General features: G+C 61.5%; 21 protein-coding genes. 1 reads left to right on the top strand and 20 read right to left on the bottom strand.

The window, feature by feature from the left end:
- Positions 1 to 19: 19 nt before the first annotated feature.
- The 15 genes from C5N93_RS12910 to C5N93_RS12840 form a co-directional block, all read right to left on the bottom strand.
- Positions 20 to 589 (bottom strand): TetR/AcrR family transcriptional regulator, encoded by a 570-nt coding sequence (locus tag C5N93_RS12910; RefSeq protein ID WP_242559562.1) that lies wholly within the window; start codon positions 587 to 589, stop codon positions 20 to 22.
- Positions 590 to 795: 206 nt separating this feature from the next.
- Positions 796 to 2019, bottom strand: coding sequence for a DUF3596 domain-containing protein (locus C5N93_RS12905; RefSeq protein WP_242559561.1), 1224 nt, complete (start codon positions 2017 to 2019; stop codon positions 796 to 798).
- Positions 2016 to 2222, bottom strand: a complete 207-nt coding sequence (locus C5N93_RS12900; protein WP_242559560.1) for an excisionase family protein — start codon at positions 2220 to 2222, stop codon at positions 2016 to 2018. The genes C5N93_RS12905 and C5N93_RS12900 overlap by 4 nt, the downstream gene beginning before the upstream one ends.
- Positions 2223 to 3116: 894 nt before the next feature.
- Complete coding sequence (locus C5N93_RS12895; protein ID WP_242559559.1) at positions 3117 to 5879, bottom strand: toprim domain-containing protein; 2763 nt, start codon at positions 5877 to 5879, stop codon at positions 3117 to 3119.
- A 42-nt stretch (positions 5880 to 5921) separates the two neighbouring features.
- Positions 5922 to 6209: a hypothetical protein gene (locus C5N93_RS12890; RefSeq protein ID WP_242559558.1), complete on the bottom strand. Its 288-nt coding sequence runs from the start codon at positions 6207 to 6209 to the stop codon at positions 5922 to 5924.
- Complete coding sequence (locus tag C5N93_RS12885; RefSeq protein WP_242559557.1) at positions 6206 to 6460, bottom strand: hypothetical protein; 255 nt, start codon at positions 6458 to 6460, stop codon at positions 6206 to 6208. The genes C5N93_RS12890 and C5N93_RS12885 overlap by 4 nt, the downstream gene beginning before the upstream one ends.
- The gene (locus C5N93_RS12880; RefSeq protein WP_242559556.1) at positions 6457 to 7185 is read right to left on the bottom strand and encodes an HNH endonuclease; all 729 of its coding nucleotides are present in this window, start codon (positions 7183 to 7185) and stop codon (positions 6457 to 6459) included. Before C5N93_RS12880 ends, C5N93_RS12885 begins: the two co-directional genes overlap by 4 nt.
- Positions 7173 to 7535 carry a hypothetical protein gene (locus tag C5N93_RS12875; RefSeq protein ID WP_242559555.1) on the bottom strand — a complete coding sequence of 121 codons (363 nt, stop codon included), beginning with the start codon at positions 7533 to 7535 and terminating at the stop codon, positions 7173 to 7175. Before C5N93_RS12875 ends, C5N93_RS12880 begins: the two co-directional genes overlap by 13 nt.
- A gap of 115 nt (positions 7536 to 7650) precedes the next feature.
- Positions 7651 to 7911, bottom strand: coding sequence for a hypothetical protein (locus tag C5N93_RS12870; protein ID WP_242559554.1), 261 nt, complete (start codon positions 7909 to 7911; stop codon positions 7651 to 7653).
- On the bottom strand, positions 7908 to 8048 hold the full coding sequence (locus C5N93_RS12865) for a hypothetical protein (protein WP_242559553.1): 141 nt from the start codon (positions 8046 to 8048) through the stop codon (positions 7908 to 7910). Before C5N93_RS12865 ends, C5N93_RS12870 begins: the two co-directional genes overlap by 4 nt.
- Before the next feature lie 17 nt (positions 8049 to 8065).
- The gene (locus C5N93_RS12860) at positions 8066 to 8266 is read right to left on the bottom strand and encodes a hypothetical protein (RefSeq protein WP_242559552.1); all 201 of its coding nucleotides are present in this window, start codon (positions 8264 to 8266) and stop codon (positions 8066 to 8068) included.
- 22 nt (positions 8267 to 8288) lie between these two features.
- The gene (locus C5N93_RS12855) at positions 8289 to 8672 is read right to left on the bottom strand and encodes a hypothetical protein (protein ID WP_242559551.1); all 384 of its coding nucleotides are present in this window, start codon (positions 8670 to 8672) and stop codon (positions 8289 to 8291) included.
- Positions 8673 to 8767: 95 nt separating this feature from the next.
- Entirely contained in the window at positions 8768 to 9022 is a 255-nt protein-coding gene (locus tag C5N93_RS12850) for an ogr/Delta-like zinc finger family protein (protein ID WP_242559550.1), read from the bottom strand.
- Positions 9019 to 9213 (bottom strand): hypothetical protein, encoded by a 195-nt coding sequence (locus C5N93_RS12845; RefSeq protein WP_242559549.1) that lies wholly within the window; start codon positions 9211 to 9213, stop codon positions 9019 to 9021. Before C5N93_RS12845 ends, C5N93_RS12850 begins: the two co-directional genes overlap by 4 nt.
- A 28-nt stretch (positions 9214 to 9241) precedes the next feature.
- Entirely contained in the window at positions 9242 to 9433 is a 192-nt protein-coding gene (locus C5N93_RS12840; RefSeq protein ID WP_150627474.1) for a hypothetical protein, read from the bottom strand.
- A gap of 169 nt (positions 9434 to 9602) precedes the next feature.
- On the opposite strand from C5N93_RS12840, the gene C5N93_RS12835 reads away from it, so the two are divergent.
- Entirely contained in the window at positions 9603 to 10160 is a 558-nt protein-coding gene (locus tag C5N93_RS12835; protein ID WP_242559548.1) for a helix-turn-helix transcriptional regulator, read from the top strand.
- Between the two features lie 546 nt (positions 10161 to 10706).
- Here C5N93_RS12835 and C5N93_RS12830 read toward each other — a convergent pair.
- The 5 genes from C5N93_RS12830 to C5N93_RS12810 all read right to left on the bottom strand — a co-directional run bounded on the left by C5N93_RS12830 (position 10707) and on the right by C5N93_RS12810 (position 15642).
- Complete coding sequence (locus C5N93_RS12830) at positions 10707 to 11870, bottom strand: phage late control D family protein (protein WP_242559690.1); 1164 nt, start codon at positions 11868 to 11870, stop codon at positions 10707 to 10709.
- 47 nt (positions 11871 to 11917) lie between these two features.
- Positions 11918 to 12556 carry a phage tail protein gene (locus C5N93_RS12825; RefSeq protein ID WP_242559547.1) on the bottom strand — a complete coding sequence of 213 codons (639 nt, stop codon included), beginning with the start codon at positions 12554 to 12556 and terminating at the stop codon, positions 11918 to 11920.
- 10 nt (positions 12557 to 12566) lie between these two features.
- Complete coding sequence (locus C5N93_RS12820) at positions 12567 to 14993, bottom strand: phage tail protein (protein ID WP_242559546.1); 2427 nt, start codon at positions 14991 to 14993, stop codon at positions 12567 to 12569.
- Between the two features lie 230 nt (positions 14994 to 15223).
- Entirely contained in the window at positions 15224 to 15367 is a 144-nt protein-coding gene (locus C5N93_RS12815) for a GpE family phage tail protein (protein WP_242559689.1), read from the bottom strand.
- A complete protein-coding gene (locus C5N93_RS12810) occupies positions 15325 to 15642 on the bottom strand; it encodes a phage tail assembly protein (protein ID WP_242559545.1) in 318 nt (105 codons plus the stop codon). The genes C5N93_RS12815 and C5N93_RS12810 overlap by 43 nt, the downstream gene beginning before the upstream one ends.
- Positions 15643 to 15670: the final 28 nt, after the last annotated feature.

Below are 15670 nucleotides of genomic sequence, written 5' to 3'. Positions count from 1 at the left end.
AATTAAATGGCAAAAAAACTTACGGCGTGATTGCGCGCCACGCCGCGGTGAAGCCGATCTGCCGGTAATGGGCGGCGTCGGCGGGGGATTTCTCGATGGATTCGATGGTGGTGTCCGCGATGCGCTCGATGATCGCGTAGAGAAAGGCCATCGGCGCGTTCAGCAGGGTGCCGTCTCGTACGGCCGCTTCCATCATTTGCGGGATGTCCAGAAACAGGGTGGCGCCTTGTGCACGGGTTTCGTCCGTCAACCGGCCCGAAGCTAGCAAGCGTGAGACGGCGAGGCGCCCGGCGGGGTTATCCAGCCCCCAACCGACGTAGCACTGAAAGACATGCTCGACGCGACGCCGGACATCGGTCTGATGCGGATAGCCCGGCATCATGGCCGCAGCCATCTCTTGTTTGAGGTGCAGATAGAGTTCCTGAAAGAGCACTTCCTTGTTCTCGAAGTAAGTGAACAGGGTGCCCTCGGCGACGCCCGCACGCCTGGCGATGACGGCCGTGGTGGCCAGCACGCCTTGCTCGGCCACGGCCATCATGGCTGCCTGCAAGAGCGCATCGCGTTTTTCCGGACTGAGAGGGCGAGCCATCGAAACTTTCAGGAACTATAAATGAGTAATTGCTCAATTATAGGGATGGCGTCGAGGGATGGCAAGTGAGGGGAGGCGGGAGGTGGCGTTGCCGTGGCGCGTGCCCGGCGTCGCAAAAAAGAAAAACGGACCCGAGAGGGTCCGTTAATTCAGCATATTGGTGGAGCCGGCGGGGATCGAACCCGCGCAGTTGTTCCGGCAAATGCTTATCCAGTAAGGGTTTTGATGTTTTCGTTGTCGCCGCGTGCCGTCTGCGTGCCGTTTTGCGCTTCGGTGGCACCTTCCTGGGCCCAGTCGTTCACGAGCTGATACCCGCTGCCGTGTCGGCTGTTCGGAATCCACTTCCCGTAGTGCCGGAAGATCATCTCGACGTCCACATGGCCCATCTGATTGGCGACCCACCAGGGATTCTCTCCCTTCGAAAGCAACGTCGACGCGTACGTGTGGCGCGTCTGGTAGGGGTTGCGGTAGCGCACGCCGGCTTTCTTCAAGACGTAGATCCACGACGTCTTCCGAATCTGAGCATCAGTCTCCCAGGGGGCACCGGTCTTCGGGTTGTGGAACACGCGGTGGCCGGCGAGGAACGTGTGGGCTTTCTGCGCCTCAAGGGCCTCACGCGCTGCCGGCAGCAGCATCACTTCACGCGTGCCCGCTGCCGTCTTCGTTCCTTTCTCCTGTTTGACCACCACGGCGCGCTGCACTTTGACGCAGCCGTGTATCCAGTCGATATCTCCCCATTCGAGGGCAATCAGCTCCGACGTACGAAGTCCTGACCACAATGCGAACTGATAGAGGTTGCGTGCTTGCCCTTCGGCTGCATTGAGAATGGCGCGCTTCTCGTCCGCATCGAACGGGTCCACTACGTATTCCGATTTCTTGGCTGTCGTCGCCAGCAGCTTGTTCAGTGCGATCCGGTCGAGCGGATTGCTCTCGATCAGCTCATCGTTCTTCGCGTCGTCAAGGATCGAGCGCAGAACCGATACAACGTTGCGCGCAGTCTTCGCTGTTGTGCCCAGGCTGGCGACCCACTCACGCAGCATCGCCGGCCCCAGCTCGCGTAGCGGCACGTTGCCGAAGCGCGGCAGTATCTGCCCGTTAACGATCTTGCGGTAGCCGTTGACCGTGGACGGCGAGAGCTTGCCGTTCTTCACCGCCTGGTCACAGCCCGTGAGGTATGCAGTCGCTCTTTCGCCGAGCGTCGCTCTGGTGACGACGTGCCCAAACAGGCGGGCACGTGGTGATTCCGGGAAGTACTCGTTGTACTTGAACGAATCCTGCTCGATCTTTCGAACGATCTCTCTTCGAAGGCCGTCCGCATATCGGATGTTGGCCGCTGTCGGTTCGAGCCGCAGACTTTCGCGGCACCTGACGCCGCGAAAGGTGAAGTCGATCTGCAGCGACTCGACATTCAAATGCGTGCGGATTCTCACACCCCTCGGAGTGCGCTTACCGTCGCCTTCGCCCCTTGTTCCACCCATCGGTCCACCGCCTCTGTATTGATCCACAGGTTGCCGTCGTCGGCGATCCTGCAATGCACGCCGTCGACAAACTGTCCCTTGCGGCGTTTCGCATGTACTGCGTCTGGCGTGTCGCCTGAAAGCTCACAGTACTTTTTCAGCTTAACCCATTTCATGAGCACGCCCCCCCGGCTTGCAAGGCGCATGGGGTGACCACACACAGCGCAACTCGTGGATTCGTGGATTGGGCGTCATTCGAGGTTAATTCATTGAATTTAATGGGAATAATTTCCACGAGTTTCCACGAGTCGACTCGTGGAAGGGGGTAAAACTCGTGGATTAAAAAATAGGCAGCGTTGCCGACTCGTGGAAAAAGACTCCCAACTCGTGGACGCCCGTTTGTGCGCTGCTCAATCCCTTTCTTCTCTGTTTTCTCTTTCTTCTTCAATAATTTAAGAGAAAGAGAGGTATAGAGGCGGACCAAATATCGCAAAACGTGACTCGTGGAAAAAGCGGTGCGACTCGTGGAAAAAACACCATGACTCGTGGGGTATGTCTTCTCAAAAATCAATGACTTAGCTTTAAAGAGCAGTGCAATCCACGAGTTATCTGCGCTTCCCGACATACCCTTGCGGAAAATCGGCTTTCGGCCAGCCCCCCCCCTCAAGGTCGGCTGTTCCCCGGCCCTACCAACACTCGCAGGGGGTACGGGGGAGCCGGGGAAGGACGACGTGTGCGCGGTGGCCACGCTACCCACATGGAGGCGCGTGCTGCCGGTGAGAATCGCGCAGGCGAGCCGTGCGTAGGACGTTGCGTGCGCCTGGCGGGCCGTTGGCCCGGTGGCCGTGGATTGATCGAATACAGCGGCCGTGCCGGCCGCGAATGGGACGAAGCGGGGCATTACCATGCCCCCGCAAGGCCGTCGAGCTGGCACAAGGCGCAGTTGGCCAGAACACCGTCGTGGTGTTGGAGAGCGATCATAAGCACGCGTCGAAGGACCACGCGACGGCCGATGCGACGGCCAAAGCTGACGAAAAAAGCGCCGCGAGAGGACGAGAATTTCATAGGGTTCACTTGTCGTTGCGGACGGCCACGGCCAGGCCGAAATTCTGAATACGATGGAGCGAGATTGCCGACAGGTAGTTGACGCGTCGGTTGTGGATGGTTCGCTCGTGTTCTTTCTCGCCGACCATGACGCCGGCGGACTGGATCTGTTTCTTGAACACGCGGTCGCTCTTGACCGGCAAGCCGTTCCATTTCTCGCGCAGGGCAGAGGAGTGAGCGATGTGGTCCATGATGTGGCTCGTGCGCACGAGCAAGCACGGCTCGCCGTCGACGTCGTCGAAGGCGTAGGGGTGCTTGAAGTTGCTGGCATCGATCTCAGAGAGTGCGGTCTCCATGATCCACACCCACGGCTCGCGGTCGGCGCTAGTCTCGGCGATGTGCGTGTTCATCTCGGCCAGTAGGTCTTTCCGAAACCCGCCCTCGTCGCGGTCCATGTCGGCGAACTCGCACAGGTAGCCCCAAGCGAGCAGCACGCCGGCGTAGTTGCCGGCCATGCGCATCGCGCCATCGTCGCTGCCGCTGGCGCGGCTGCGACTCAGGCAGTAATCGCGCAGCTCGCGATACTTGGCCAGCACCTCGAGGCGATTCAGTCCGGCCAAAAACTCAAGCCACTGGCGCAGAGGGAAGCGCGGCAGGTCGTCGGGCATCATCGGCCCTTTCTTCCCAGTCAAAGTGGTGCGCACGAGCTTGCCGAGCAGGCTGCGCACGGGCACGTCTTCGCCGGCGAGCATGACCGGCGCGGATAGCAGGTATTCGGTCATGTCGGTGCCGCGACGCGTCACGGTGTATTGGTAGTTCTCTTGCAGCAGGCCGACGGCTTTGTCGATGACGTCTTGGCGGCGTGCCGACAGTTCCTCCCATCCCACGGGATGGCTCGTGTGGCTGATGCTCGTCAGCAGGCGGAATTCGGTTTGCAGGCTCTGGCCCGAGAACATCGTGAACGCCAATGTTCGCTCGAGGCGCTTGATGAGGGTCGACTTACCGGCGCCCTTGTCCGCCTGCACGGTCATATGCGGCCAGAATCCGAGGAGAGCCTTCAGGTGCCCTCCAAGTGACCAGACCAGGGGGATCGCCGCCGCGTTCTGGCGGAACGTCTCCTGGTACGCGACAACCACTTTGCGGGCGTCCGTGGACGGGCCGGATGGAAACGTGAGGTTGTGGTACGGGCACTGCTTGTCGGCTTCGGTGAAGTAGCAGTCCGGGCCTTCGTTCACGATGAGTTGGCCGTCGCGCCACGCGAGGCCCACGAAGTTGGCCGCATGACGTGCGCCGAGGTGCGCCGTGCGCTCAAGGATGTTCACCATTCGCTTGAACGGCGCAGGCGACCAGATCGGCCCGAACTTGCCCCACTGGTCGACGTTGTGGAGTTGGTCATCGAGCATGACCTTGCGAATGAGTTTTGCGCCGTGGCGCGGCGTTTGTACAGACACCGCGAAATAGACCGTGGGGGATTGGTCCGGATCTCCCGTCATCGTTGACGTCGCGCTGGCGACTGACACGCGACTCAACGACGCAACTCGGAAGCCTGCGAGGTCAACGATTACCGGCGTCTCGGCTTCTGCGCCTTCTTCCTTGTTCATCTTCGCTACATAGCTGGTGAAGTCGGGGCGCACGCGGAATTTCCAGTACTGAGCGAAGTCGTGAGAGGGCAGGAACACGCGCTTCTTACCTTTGACAGACGTGTCGCCGGCGAGGCCTGCGATGAGCCAATGCTCAATTGTCTCCAGCGCTTTGACGAGCTTCTGTACGCCGCGCAGGCGGAGGTAATCGTTCACGTCATTGATCGGCTTGTGTTCGGTCGAACCATCGGCGAGATCCGCCGACCAGTGCGCCTGGTCGACAAGCATCGCACTGATGTTCATCGCGGTCAGGCGCTCGTGCAGTGCCCATGCGGCCTCGGGGCCCGGGCGGTGGCCCGCGCGCGGTTTGCCCTCGGCAATCGGCTCGTCGTTGTCGAAACAGATCACGACCTGCTTTTCCTGCAAAAACGAAAAGTCGATGTGCTCGACGTTGCCAATGCCGCGCACGGCGAACGATGCAGTGCCAGGGATGCCGCAGGTGTCGACCGACAGCGCATTGACAGCGCTTTCCACGATGACGACGCGGTGCGCGCGCTTGAGCTTGCGCCAATCAGCCGTCCAGCCGTGGCCGTCCTTGGCTCCTTGGGTCTGCGTTTTGACGTTGCCGTTGGCAACCGGGTCGAGGTAGCGCATATCGACGGCCACGATCTGGCCGGTGTCCTGAGTGCGGACGATGAACGCGGCAGCGGGGCCACCGTAGCCGACGTTGCCGACGGCGAGCTTCTGGCTCGTCCAGTCGTTGAACCCGAGAGAGCGGGTTGCGACGGCGGCATCGATGGCGGCGTCGCCGATCTCGCGGCTCTTGAGGTATTCGCGAGCGCGGTCACGATCCGCCATGCACCGATCGGCGATGTAGTCGAGGGTGGACTTGCGCTCCTGCTCCTTTGCCTCGGGCTTGTCGAAGGCGATGCCGAAGGCTTCATGCAGCCAGCGCATTGCCTCGCCTACTGTGCCACCGCGCGCATACATGACGAGGTCCACGCAGGAGCCGCCGGCGTCGGCGCTGTGATCTTTCCAGCAGGTGCCGTGCTTGGGGTGGTCCTGCATGATGGACAGCGATGGATTCTTGTCCTCGTGGTTGGGCGAGTGATACAGCGCCTTGTCGCCGCCTGTCCCGCGTTTTAGGCCCAGGCGTTCCGCAAGCTCGTGAAGGTTGATGCGTTGTTTCAGTTGCTCGATGGAGGCCATTGTTTTGTTCTGAATGAGAGAAGCCGGCTTGCGCCGGCGGGATTACTTGTTGCGTTTTTGGGGAGCAGGAGCAGCAGGCTTACCGCCTAGCCACTCACGAAAGGGGCGTCGGATCTTCTCGACGAAAAGGCGAGCGGCGCGTTCATCGGTATCCAGCTCGGAGCGCGATTGGATCTCGCACGCCAAGTAGATGAACTCAACAGCATCGGCCTTTGTGAACGGTTGCCCTGCCAATTCCTCGAGCCATGCATGGAAGTCAGGCGAATCGCACCAGACGCCGGCCACACTGGCGAGGCCGGTGCGACCGACTTTCCTCTGCATCGCGCTCATCGCAGCGTGTGGCGATGAACGCCGGTGATGCCTTGCGGGAGCGCTGGCTTGTTTTCTGAGTCCAGGAATGGCGCCGTTTCCTGCCCAGTCACACGCAAGTAGTCGACTTCCACCTTGGCCGTGTCGACCAATACGCGAGCCACATCCGCGACAGCTCGGGCACGATCTACTTCCATCGGCTTCTCGGTGCTGCGCAAGTCGGCCAGAGTGTCAATGAGGGCTTGGCGCACGGTGGCGATGTTGTTGCTCATGATTGCTTCTCCTTCTCGGCGCGAACGATGCGATTGACCTGGCGTGTGATAGCCCCTTTGAGCTGTACAACCTGGGCGAACTCCGGGGAGTGGTTGCGCGGATGATTACGACGCGCGAGATCCGCACGGCTGACTTGCTCGAGCACGTCGACGGTGATGCATTCAAGGATTGCGGTCTTCTTGCCCGGCAGGAAGCAAATGACGTGGCCTTCGATCACCGGGCCATGCACGGCCTCCCACACGAGGCGATGCACGGCCACCCATCGCCGCGCCGGCACCGGATGCGTGTCGTTGACCTTGCGCTCCAGATAGCCGTCAGCCGAGATGCGGTGTGAGCCAACCGGGACGTAATTGCGCTGCGCAGCGCCCCTCCGCTGTCCCTTCTTGAACTGCGTTCTTTTGCTGTTTGGGTGGACTCCGCAGATGCCCTTCACGCCTCGGTTCCAGGATTGCTGGCCTTTCACGAAGCGAGTGGCCGTGCCGCGTGTGCCATCGGTACGACCGGACGAAGCGCTGGACAGGAACGCCTCGCTCTTTCGGATGCCGAGCGCGTTCGCCACTCCGTAGACTTTCTGAACGGTCCACGCGAGCGCTGTAGCGACTGCGGCGGCGGTGTTGTCGGGATAGAGGCGACGCAGCGTGTCGGCTTCTGCGGGGCTGTAAGACGCCCGCCGCGTTCGTTTCACTGGCTGTCCGGTGACGACGTCATCCTTCACGGTGCGCATGAGAACACCTCCCCCGCAGGAACTTGTTGTGCGGTCGTAAGAGCGAACTGATGTGCAGCGAGCTGCTCTCGACGCGTGGTGATCTTCTGCAAATCGTCGGTGAGGGTCAGGCCACGCGCGATGGCGCGGAACTGGTCGCCGGTAACGCCGAGGCGCTTGTCGTGCATATAGCGCTTTCCGACTTCAGACACCGCGATTGCGGCGTCCGAAAGCGCCTCTCTCACGTCGGGGGTGAAATAGGCAACGGCAAGCGCCTGGCCGACGTTGATGCGAAAGGCCAGCGTGTGCCACGACTCTTCGGTCGCGATGCCCGTGCGAAGCTTTTCAAGCTCCTCGTGCGGCACCAACATGAGCTGGCACTCAGCCGCAGTGTTGTGGCGAAGCGTGATGGGGATGCGACGCTCGGTCGGGACGTAGGCGCGGCGTTGCTTCCGGTGTTTGCTGGTTGGCATATCTGTCTCCGTCTCAAGCGTGGCCGGCCGGAAATTCCGACAGTTCAACGATGAAGGGGACGACGCAGCTTTCGACCACGATGCCGAATCCGTACGTCCAGGCACCTGCCATTTCGGGCAGCGGTCGGACGACAGGGCTATAGCCACGTGCGGTGCCGGCATCGATAGCCTCCTCGAGCGGCCTGCCTCGATGCGCGATCATGAAGTTGATCGCCGCAGCGGGCACGAGAGACTCAGGAAACTCTCCGGGAAGGCCGAAGGTGCGAATGTTCATCGGGCACCCCCGATCCATGCGACGAGGCGTGCGATGGCGTGACGGAGGCCGCGCCGGCGGACGTACGGGCCATCGATGGTGTAGCCGCCGAGGGCGGTGCGGTGAATCAGGTCACTACGTGTATTGCGGTGGCGCATGATTACTCCTACTACGGTTAGTCGCGGTCGCCTGCGGCGTGACGCTTTGCGTCGACGTGGACGAGTTCGCGAGGGGTTGGCAGTTGCCGAGCGCTGCGGTTGAACAGCGCGCGATACACAACAGCAAGAGTGGTTTGCAACATCGGCGACGCGTAAGCGTCGAATTGCGCAGAGGAATCCACCTCTCGCAGCGCGCGGCGCAGGTCCTGCTCGGACACGTATGGCACCGGCATTGCGATTTCAGGAGGGGCTGGTGCAGGGCAACGGCTTAACGTGGACGGTGATGGATAGCCGTCCCTTGCTGACCGTCCTCACTGAAAAACTCGGGTAGTCGCGGCGGGCGCGCTCGCTGAATCCCATCGCGAGCAGCTCTTGGTGCAGGCGATTGCCGTCGCCGAGAAGCGCGCTGATGTAAATCGCCCTGTCGGTAGGGCTTTCGCTGATCAGATCGGGATAGATGCGGATTCCACGTTCGTTCTCGAGTACATCTAGCACCGGGTGCAAAAGACGGAGCCGGACTTGGAGTCGTTGGATTTCCTTGATGCGGCGAGCGTGGCGTGCCTGCTCATCGGCAACGAGGCGTTCGGAAAGTGTTTGCGAGGTGCGGCGTACGGCGTTTGACACATCAACCTCCTATCGAAGAATTCGGGCAAAAAAATCCCCTCGCGCCGCAGGGGGCACGATGCGAGGGGCAACTTGGGGTGATTCGGTTTTGCGCGTTACGCGGTGCTGTTCAGCAGATCCATCTGCCGGACGTCGCTCTGCTGGAGCTTTGCCTTACCCGCCGGGATAAACACGGTCGGGTCAGGCGACTGGCTCGGCGCTAGTGTGTGAACGATGGAGAGGAGCGCCATGCAGGTGAAAGCGCACTCGACGTTCTCGCACTGGTAGTACAACTGACTCGTCTGGCGAGTCACTTTCCGGCTGGTGCGGATCTTCAACCGCTGCGCGCAGTGTGGGCAGGTCAGTTTCATTGCGCGCTTCCTTGCTTGGTCACTTCGTACATGGCTCGGCGCCGACCGGCGACACGCTCCATCTGTTCACGCATACGGGCCTTCAGCAGCCACGTAGCGGCCTCCTCGACGCTCGGCAGGTTGAGTGCCGAACGGATTTCTTCGATCAACTCCAGCTCACTGTCGCTGACGGCAATTTCAAGTTCCGGCATCTGATGAGCGGCTCTTCGTCGACTTCGATTACGCGGCGTCGCGCGATACATTGCTCGCCAGACCGAACGCTTCGGAAGCCTGGCGCAGCAGTAACTGGCGGGCGAGCGTCGCCGGCTGTTCGCCGAGGTACTGCGCCATCGATGTGATGACGGCCAGCTCAGCGTCGTTGAGCCGCAGCGTCATACGGTTGTCGCGGACACTTTTCGGATCGAGATACACGGTGGCCTCCATTCGGAGCGATCAGGAACGGGCGGTGGCCTTCGCCTTGTAGACGGAGAGGCCGAGCAGTACGAGGCTGCGGACAGTGCTCGAGGCCGAGCAGCGTTCCGCGTTCGAGACGCTAAGAACTTCGTCGCGCTCGCTGGAAGTGAGGCGGGTGTAAAGCGGTTTGTCCGACATTACGCCGCGCGGTGAGCGGCGCAGTGGCTTCTTTTCAGAGGTCATGGCGATATACTTGGGAGAATTAACCTTGCACAAAATGAATGATAGTGGTCGTTCGGCCACATGTCAACGTGAAAGTATTCGTATGACCACTTTTAGTGATCGACTCAAGGCTGAGCGAAAGCGAATTGGCCTTAGTCAGGAGCAGTTCGCTGTCCACGGCGGCGTGAAACGTGACGCGCAGATCAACTATGAAAACGGGTCACGGAAGCCCGATTCCGGATACCTAGAGGCGATCTCGGCGCTTGGCGTTGACGTCCTCTACTTGGTCACAGGGCGCCATGACGTGACGCAGATGTCGGCGGACGAATTGGATTTGGTGCGCCGTTATAGAGATGCGCCGGATGTTGTGAAAGCCGCAGCCATCGCCGCACTGACGGCGGGTGCTGCACCAAGCAGTAGCAAGTACCAGATGAATTTCGGCGGCGCCACGATTGGCAATCAGAACGTTGGCGACGTGAGTGTCAAAACGCGAAAGGTCGTCGGCGTCGATAAGAAGAAGTAAGAGCAGTAGCCGACCAGACTGACCTATCACGCAATTCGGGGTTTAGCGAGGCATGGTCAGGCAACAGATTTTTTTTTGGGTGACGTCGGGAACGTTGCCGGTCACGACTTCAGTGTTACCACCCGATCTTCAGTCGGCGTGCGATCAAGTAGCGATGACGTGCAGAGGCAGCGCCTTCAGGCTGCGGTACAACTTGCGACCGATGTCAGCGATGATGGTGACCAACTCACGCCGCGCAACGCGGCAAACAGCCCCATGACGGCCCCCGCGTTGACTCGGTGTGGTCCGGTATGCGCCAACTGCTCAGAAAGGGCTTGGAGGTGGGCACGATGGGCGCCCGTGATATTTGGCGCCATCGTGCTGGCGCTTGTCTTCGCCGTGGTGGTCGTGGCCATGACACCTGGTGACCCCCCTCTTTGCCATTACGACGGGCGGGCGTTCTCCGTGGGCAGTCTTATCGTCGTACCGGGGAATCAAGGCCGAGAGTGTCGGGAAAGTGACCGGCACAAGGGCGCGAGCTGGTTTCCGGCTCGCGTCGAGTAGCGGTTAGTCGCCGTCCTTCTCGTCAGGCACTTCCGTCGCCTTAATCTCCAGCTCGATCTGTGTCGTGAATCCGCTGTTCGCATCAAGGGTATGTCGGGTCTTCGCGAGCAGCCAATCGGTGCTGTCGATCTGAGGTTTAAACCCGCGCACTGTCACCGGCACTTCCGGGAACAGTTCCGCGTTCCCGCGCGCGAGCGTCATTGAAAAAGTCGCGACCCCGCGTTGAATCCGCTGCCACTCGGCACGGGCCGCGCGCAGGGCGTTTGTCTTGCTGGCGTAGGTGTGCCGCAACTCTTTCGTGTTGCCGGTTGGTTCAACCACCGGCGCTTCCGGCTTCGCCTTCTGACGCTTCTTACCGGAGCCGTTCGCGGCACTGGTCGACGTCGACGTACTCGTCTCCGACACCGACGTGACCACGACCTGTCCCTTCTTCGCCGCCCGAGTGTCCTGATAATACGCAACCACGGAATCGAACGACTCACGGTCCGCAACTGAGAAGTGATGCTGGTCCCCGAGCTGCCGGGTGATGGTCAGGCGCGCGAGCGGCTTGCCCGATGCCGTCGACGACTGGCCCAGCTTCGTGAAGAGCAGTTTGTCGGCTTTGACTGTGGCGATTGCGTCGAACATCCCCGCCACGCGGGTTAGAAAGCTCGCGTCCGATTCACCGGTCTGGTCGATGTGCGACAGCAACTGATTTGCTAGCGCCGAGGCGACCATCGCGCCGAGGTTGTGTCGTTGGGCAATCAGGTTGACCAGGTCAAGCACCGAAACGTTGTGATACGACGATTCCCGCTTTTTCGTCAGACCGGAGCGCAGATCGGCGCTGCGCGCGCGAATGACGATGCGGTCAGGCGGGCCAGTATGGGTGATCTCATCGACGGTGAACTTCCCCTTGTCGATGAGGCCCTCGTGTTTCCACCCGAACGCAACCGCAAGTTTTGCACCGCGCGATGGTAGCTCGAGCGAGCCGTCGGCGTCGTCCAGTTCGATATCGAGCTGGTCCGCTTCGAATCCCCGGTTTTCCTCCAGAGTCAAGCTGATAAGCCGGCCGGTGAACGCGCCCGTTATGTCTTTGCCGTCCTTTGTGATCCGGTAGATGGGCACGGGCACCAGGTCGTCCTGCGCACCGAGCAACTTGCCCGCCATGCCCGCGACGCCACCGGCCATACCCATGACACTATCCGCCAGACCGGAGAGGTTTCCCAAAGCTTCGATCACAGTACCTTCCCCACCACTTTGCCGACGGTACCGCTGACGACATCGCGGGCGAGGTCGCTGGCGATATTGCCAGCGAGGCTACCCACAACCCCGCCAGCAACGCCACTGACCACTCCGCCCACGGCATCGCCAACGGCTCCGCTAACCAGGCTACCCACGCCCCCCAAGGCTCCACTGACGAGGCCGCCAACACTCCCGAGAAGATCCCCCGCCATACCGCCTAGCAGGCCCGTTGCGAGTCCCAGCAGACGCAGGTCGTAGTTGTCGGTCCGTTTGAACGTCGCGGTGAACTCGATGCGGCGGGGGGCACCGTTGTCGAAGAACAGCGTGCTGGTGGTCTCCAGGCTCTCGAGGGTGTAGATGCCGTAAATGTTGCCGGTCCCCTCAAGGAGCGGCCACGCCTTACCCTGGGAGCCGAGCGTCTCGAGCATCTTGAGCGACATCCGGCCTCCGGTCAGCTCGGGTAGCAGCGTGCCGCGCATCGTAATCGGCTCCTCGTCCGGGCCAAGGAACTGCCGGTCAGGGCGCAAGCCGATGCGGGGATTTGCGGCATAGCGCCAGTTGAGCTGGCGCGACAGTTCCTGGTAAGAGACAGTGCTCAGCGTGAATACGAACAGCCCGTAAGCCATCATCATGATGCGTTCCTCAATCCTTGTCGCCGAAGCGAGAGCGGGCGCGGGCGGCGTCCTTGCGCTGGAGCTCGATGATCTTGCGCTCGACCAACTGCGCGAGCTGCGACTCGTTCATGCCCGGTGCCGCATGAATGTGAATCTCGTAGTGATTGCCGGCGACCGGCGCGGAACTCTGAAGCGGTGAGGAGATAGGCGGGCGCGTGTCAAATGCCGTGCTTGCCAGCGCCGGCGAGCCGGCAGCGATAGCCAGACCTGCGCCAGCGCCGGCAACCTGGCGTGCGATCTGCTTCACGGCAGACAACGGGCCATCGCGGTTGTCAGTGATGCCTTGCTCAAACCCCGCCATCGTGAACCCTCCCAGCTCCGCAAAGACGCGGCTCGGAGAATGGATGCCGAGTTTCTCCTTGATCGCAGTGATCGCCTGCTGTCCAAGCCCCATTACGGCATCTTTCAGATAGCGGAAGCTGCCGGTGATGCCATCGACCAAGCCCATAACCATCATGCGGCCGAACTCGGTGAACTTGCTTGGCATTTCAATCCCGAGGGCACGCAAGGCGCTGGCGATGGCCGAGTACAGGATGCCGATCGGTGACCAGTTCAACAGCAGTGCGGTGACGCCCCAAATTCCCCCGGCGAACGCGGCTTTGATTTCCGTCCACACCCCGATCAGTATTGTTTTGGCTTGGTCCCATCGTGTGTAAAGCAAGTACGCGGCGACGGCGAGCCCTGTGATGAGAAGGCCAATCGGATTGGTCAATAGCGCGCGCGCCACCCACAAAAGTGATGTGCCGACAAACCGAATGGACACGCCGAGCAATCGCATGACGGTCGACAGTGCGCCACCCTGAATGCCGGCGGCCTGCATCATGAACCGCATGACGGCGAGCGGGCCGAGCACGGCCGCAATGGCGAGCATGGCGGGACCGATCAGCAGCAACGCGCCGGCGATGCCGGCAATCGTCACCATGACCACTTTGGCGACGACGCTGTGCCGCTCCATGAAGCCCGTCAGCCCTTTGACGACGCCGGACAGGGTCTCGACGCCGCTCGCGTACATCGGCAGGACGCGCTCGCCCATCTCGAGCCACAAGTCATGGACCTTCGCTTGCAGGTCCAGCTCCTTGCCCGTGGGACTATCCTTCGCGAGCTTGTCGAGGGTGCTGATATCGGCCGCGCCGCGATTGAGCTTCTCGTTCTTGCGAATCTGGTCGCGCTGTAGGTACATCTGGCCGAACAGGTTCGAAGCCGTTCGGTTCGAGAAGATCCCGCCGATGGCGTCAAGCACGGCCTGTTTTTCCGTGATGCCCTTGGCGGCGAGCGCGGGCAACAGCACTTGCTCCATCCATTCGAACTGGTTCTCGCGGAACAGTGCGGAGCCTTTGAGCGCCCCCGGATTGATGTGGGCGATCTGCCCGGCCTTGTCGTGCGTGACTTTGCTGCTATCACCAATGAGGCCCAAAGCGTCGAGATTCTGCGCGGCCCGCTTGGTTGTGCGCCCCTGGTACAGCCCCGAGTACGCGCTCATGAGTGCCGTGCCAACGCGGTTGCCGCTCATCTCCTGCACCAGCGGCTCGAGCTGGTAGTAGAACGCGTCCGAGTCAATGCCCTTGGCGGCCAAGCCACCGGTTTTGATGAGATTGAGCCACTCCTCCGGGCCGACGCGACCGCCGGTCGCCGTCAGCACCTTCTGCACCATGTTGGCTTGCTTGTTGAATTCGGCTTCACTCGCGAGGCCACCGCGCATTTCGATGACCTTGAGCATGTCCATGAACTTCTTGTCGTTCTCTTCGCCCTTCTCGTCGCCGTAGAGCGCCTTGTTGGCGAACTTCATCTTCGCCAAGAGCGGCGTCACCATCTCGGCGTGGTGAGCGTCGGCAAACACCGTCAGCGCGTCGCGCATCAGCTCGGTATTCTCGGTGCGGCTGGTGCCGAAGGTCTTCATCTGGCGCGCGAAGTCGATGGCCTCCTTCGTCTCCTTGTCGCTGAGTCCCAGCGCACGAACACGTTGCAGCTCTGTCGCCATGTGCTTCGATTCGTGCAGCCCACTTCGGACCGGCATGCCAAGCACGGCGCCTGCGGCCGTTGCGCCGACGCCGGCACCCGCCATTGCCCCGGCCGTGGAGCGCAGCTTGTCTCGCCGCTCGCGCGCTACGCCCATGCGTTCCTCCTGCTTTTGCAACTGCGCCAGGCGCTCACGCTGCGTCGTCATCGATGCGTTGGTTGCCGCGATGTCGTTACGCAGGGTGCGCTCGTCCCGGCCCAGATTGCGTGTACTGACGCCGGCAGACGTCAAGCGATCGCGCAGGGTCTGCAACTGCTGGCTTTGCTGTTGGTGCTGGGCCTTGAGGTCGCGAGCGGCGGCCATCGCGGCATTGAATTCGCGTGTCATCGCCCGCGTGGGGGTCTCCGTCTCCTTCATGCGGCGGGCGAGCTGCTGCACCCGATCTTCAGCCGCACGGATGGCCGTGCCGGTGTTGCGCAGACCGTTGTGCAGCTCACGGAACTCGCCGACCGTCTTCTGCGTTTTCTCCAGATCCTTGAGGCGGTCGCGCGTCTCCTTGAGACCGCGCGCCATCTCCTTGTTCGTGCCGAGGATCTTCCGCGTGTTGGCGGTCATCTGGTCGACGGTCTTCCACAGCACTTCGAGCTGTAGCTTGCGCCCTGCGTCGCTCATTCTTCGGTTGCTCCGCTACGTACTCGGGCGCGTTCGCGCCACTTCATCAGGTCGGTGAGGCTCCAGTCGTCCATCGCGGACGGCTGGAAGCCGAATATCACTGCAACGTCGGCGAAGGCGTCGTCGACGTCTGCAGGGATGCGTCCGCCTTGGCCGACTTCGGAGCCAAAAAACCGGTCACCGCCATCCCGATCTGCATCAGGTCGGCAATGTCCATGCGGGCGATCTCCTGTTCCGAGAGCGTCGGCGTCGTAATGCGGGGCAGCACCTTGATGAGCGCGGACACGTCCATGTGCGCGAGATCGACAAGGTTCACGCCGCGCAGCGCGCCGGCGCCCGGCTTGAGCACCTCGACCTGATCGATTGTGTTGTCGCCGCGGTGGAGCGGGGTGTCGAGGGTGATGACTTCTTTCATGGTGAAAACTCCGGAAATGGTGAAACGT

The sequence above is a fragment of the Pandoraea sp. LA3 genome (assembly GCF_022696215.1).
Taxonomy (GTDB): domain Bacteria; phylum Pseudomonadota; class Gammaproteobacteria; order Burkholderiales; family Burkholderiaceae; genus Pandoraea; species Pandoraea capi.
This window is presented reverse-complemented; position numbering and strand designations above follow the sequence as displayed.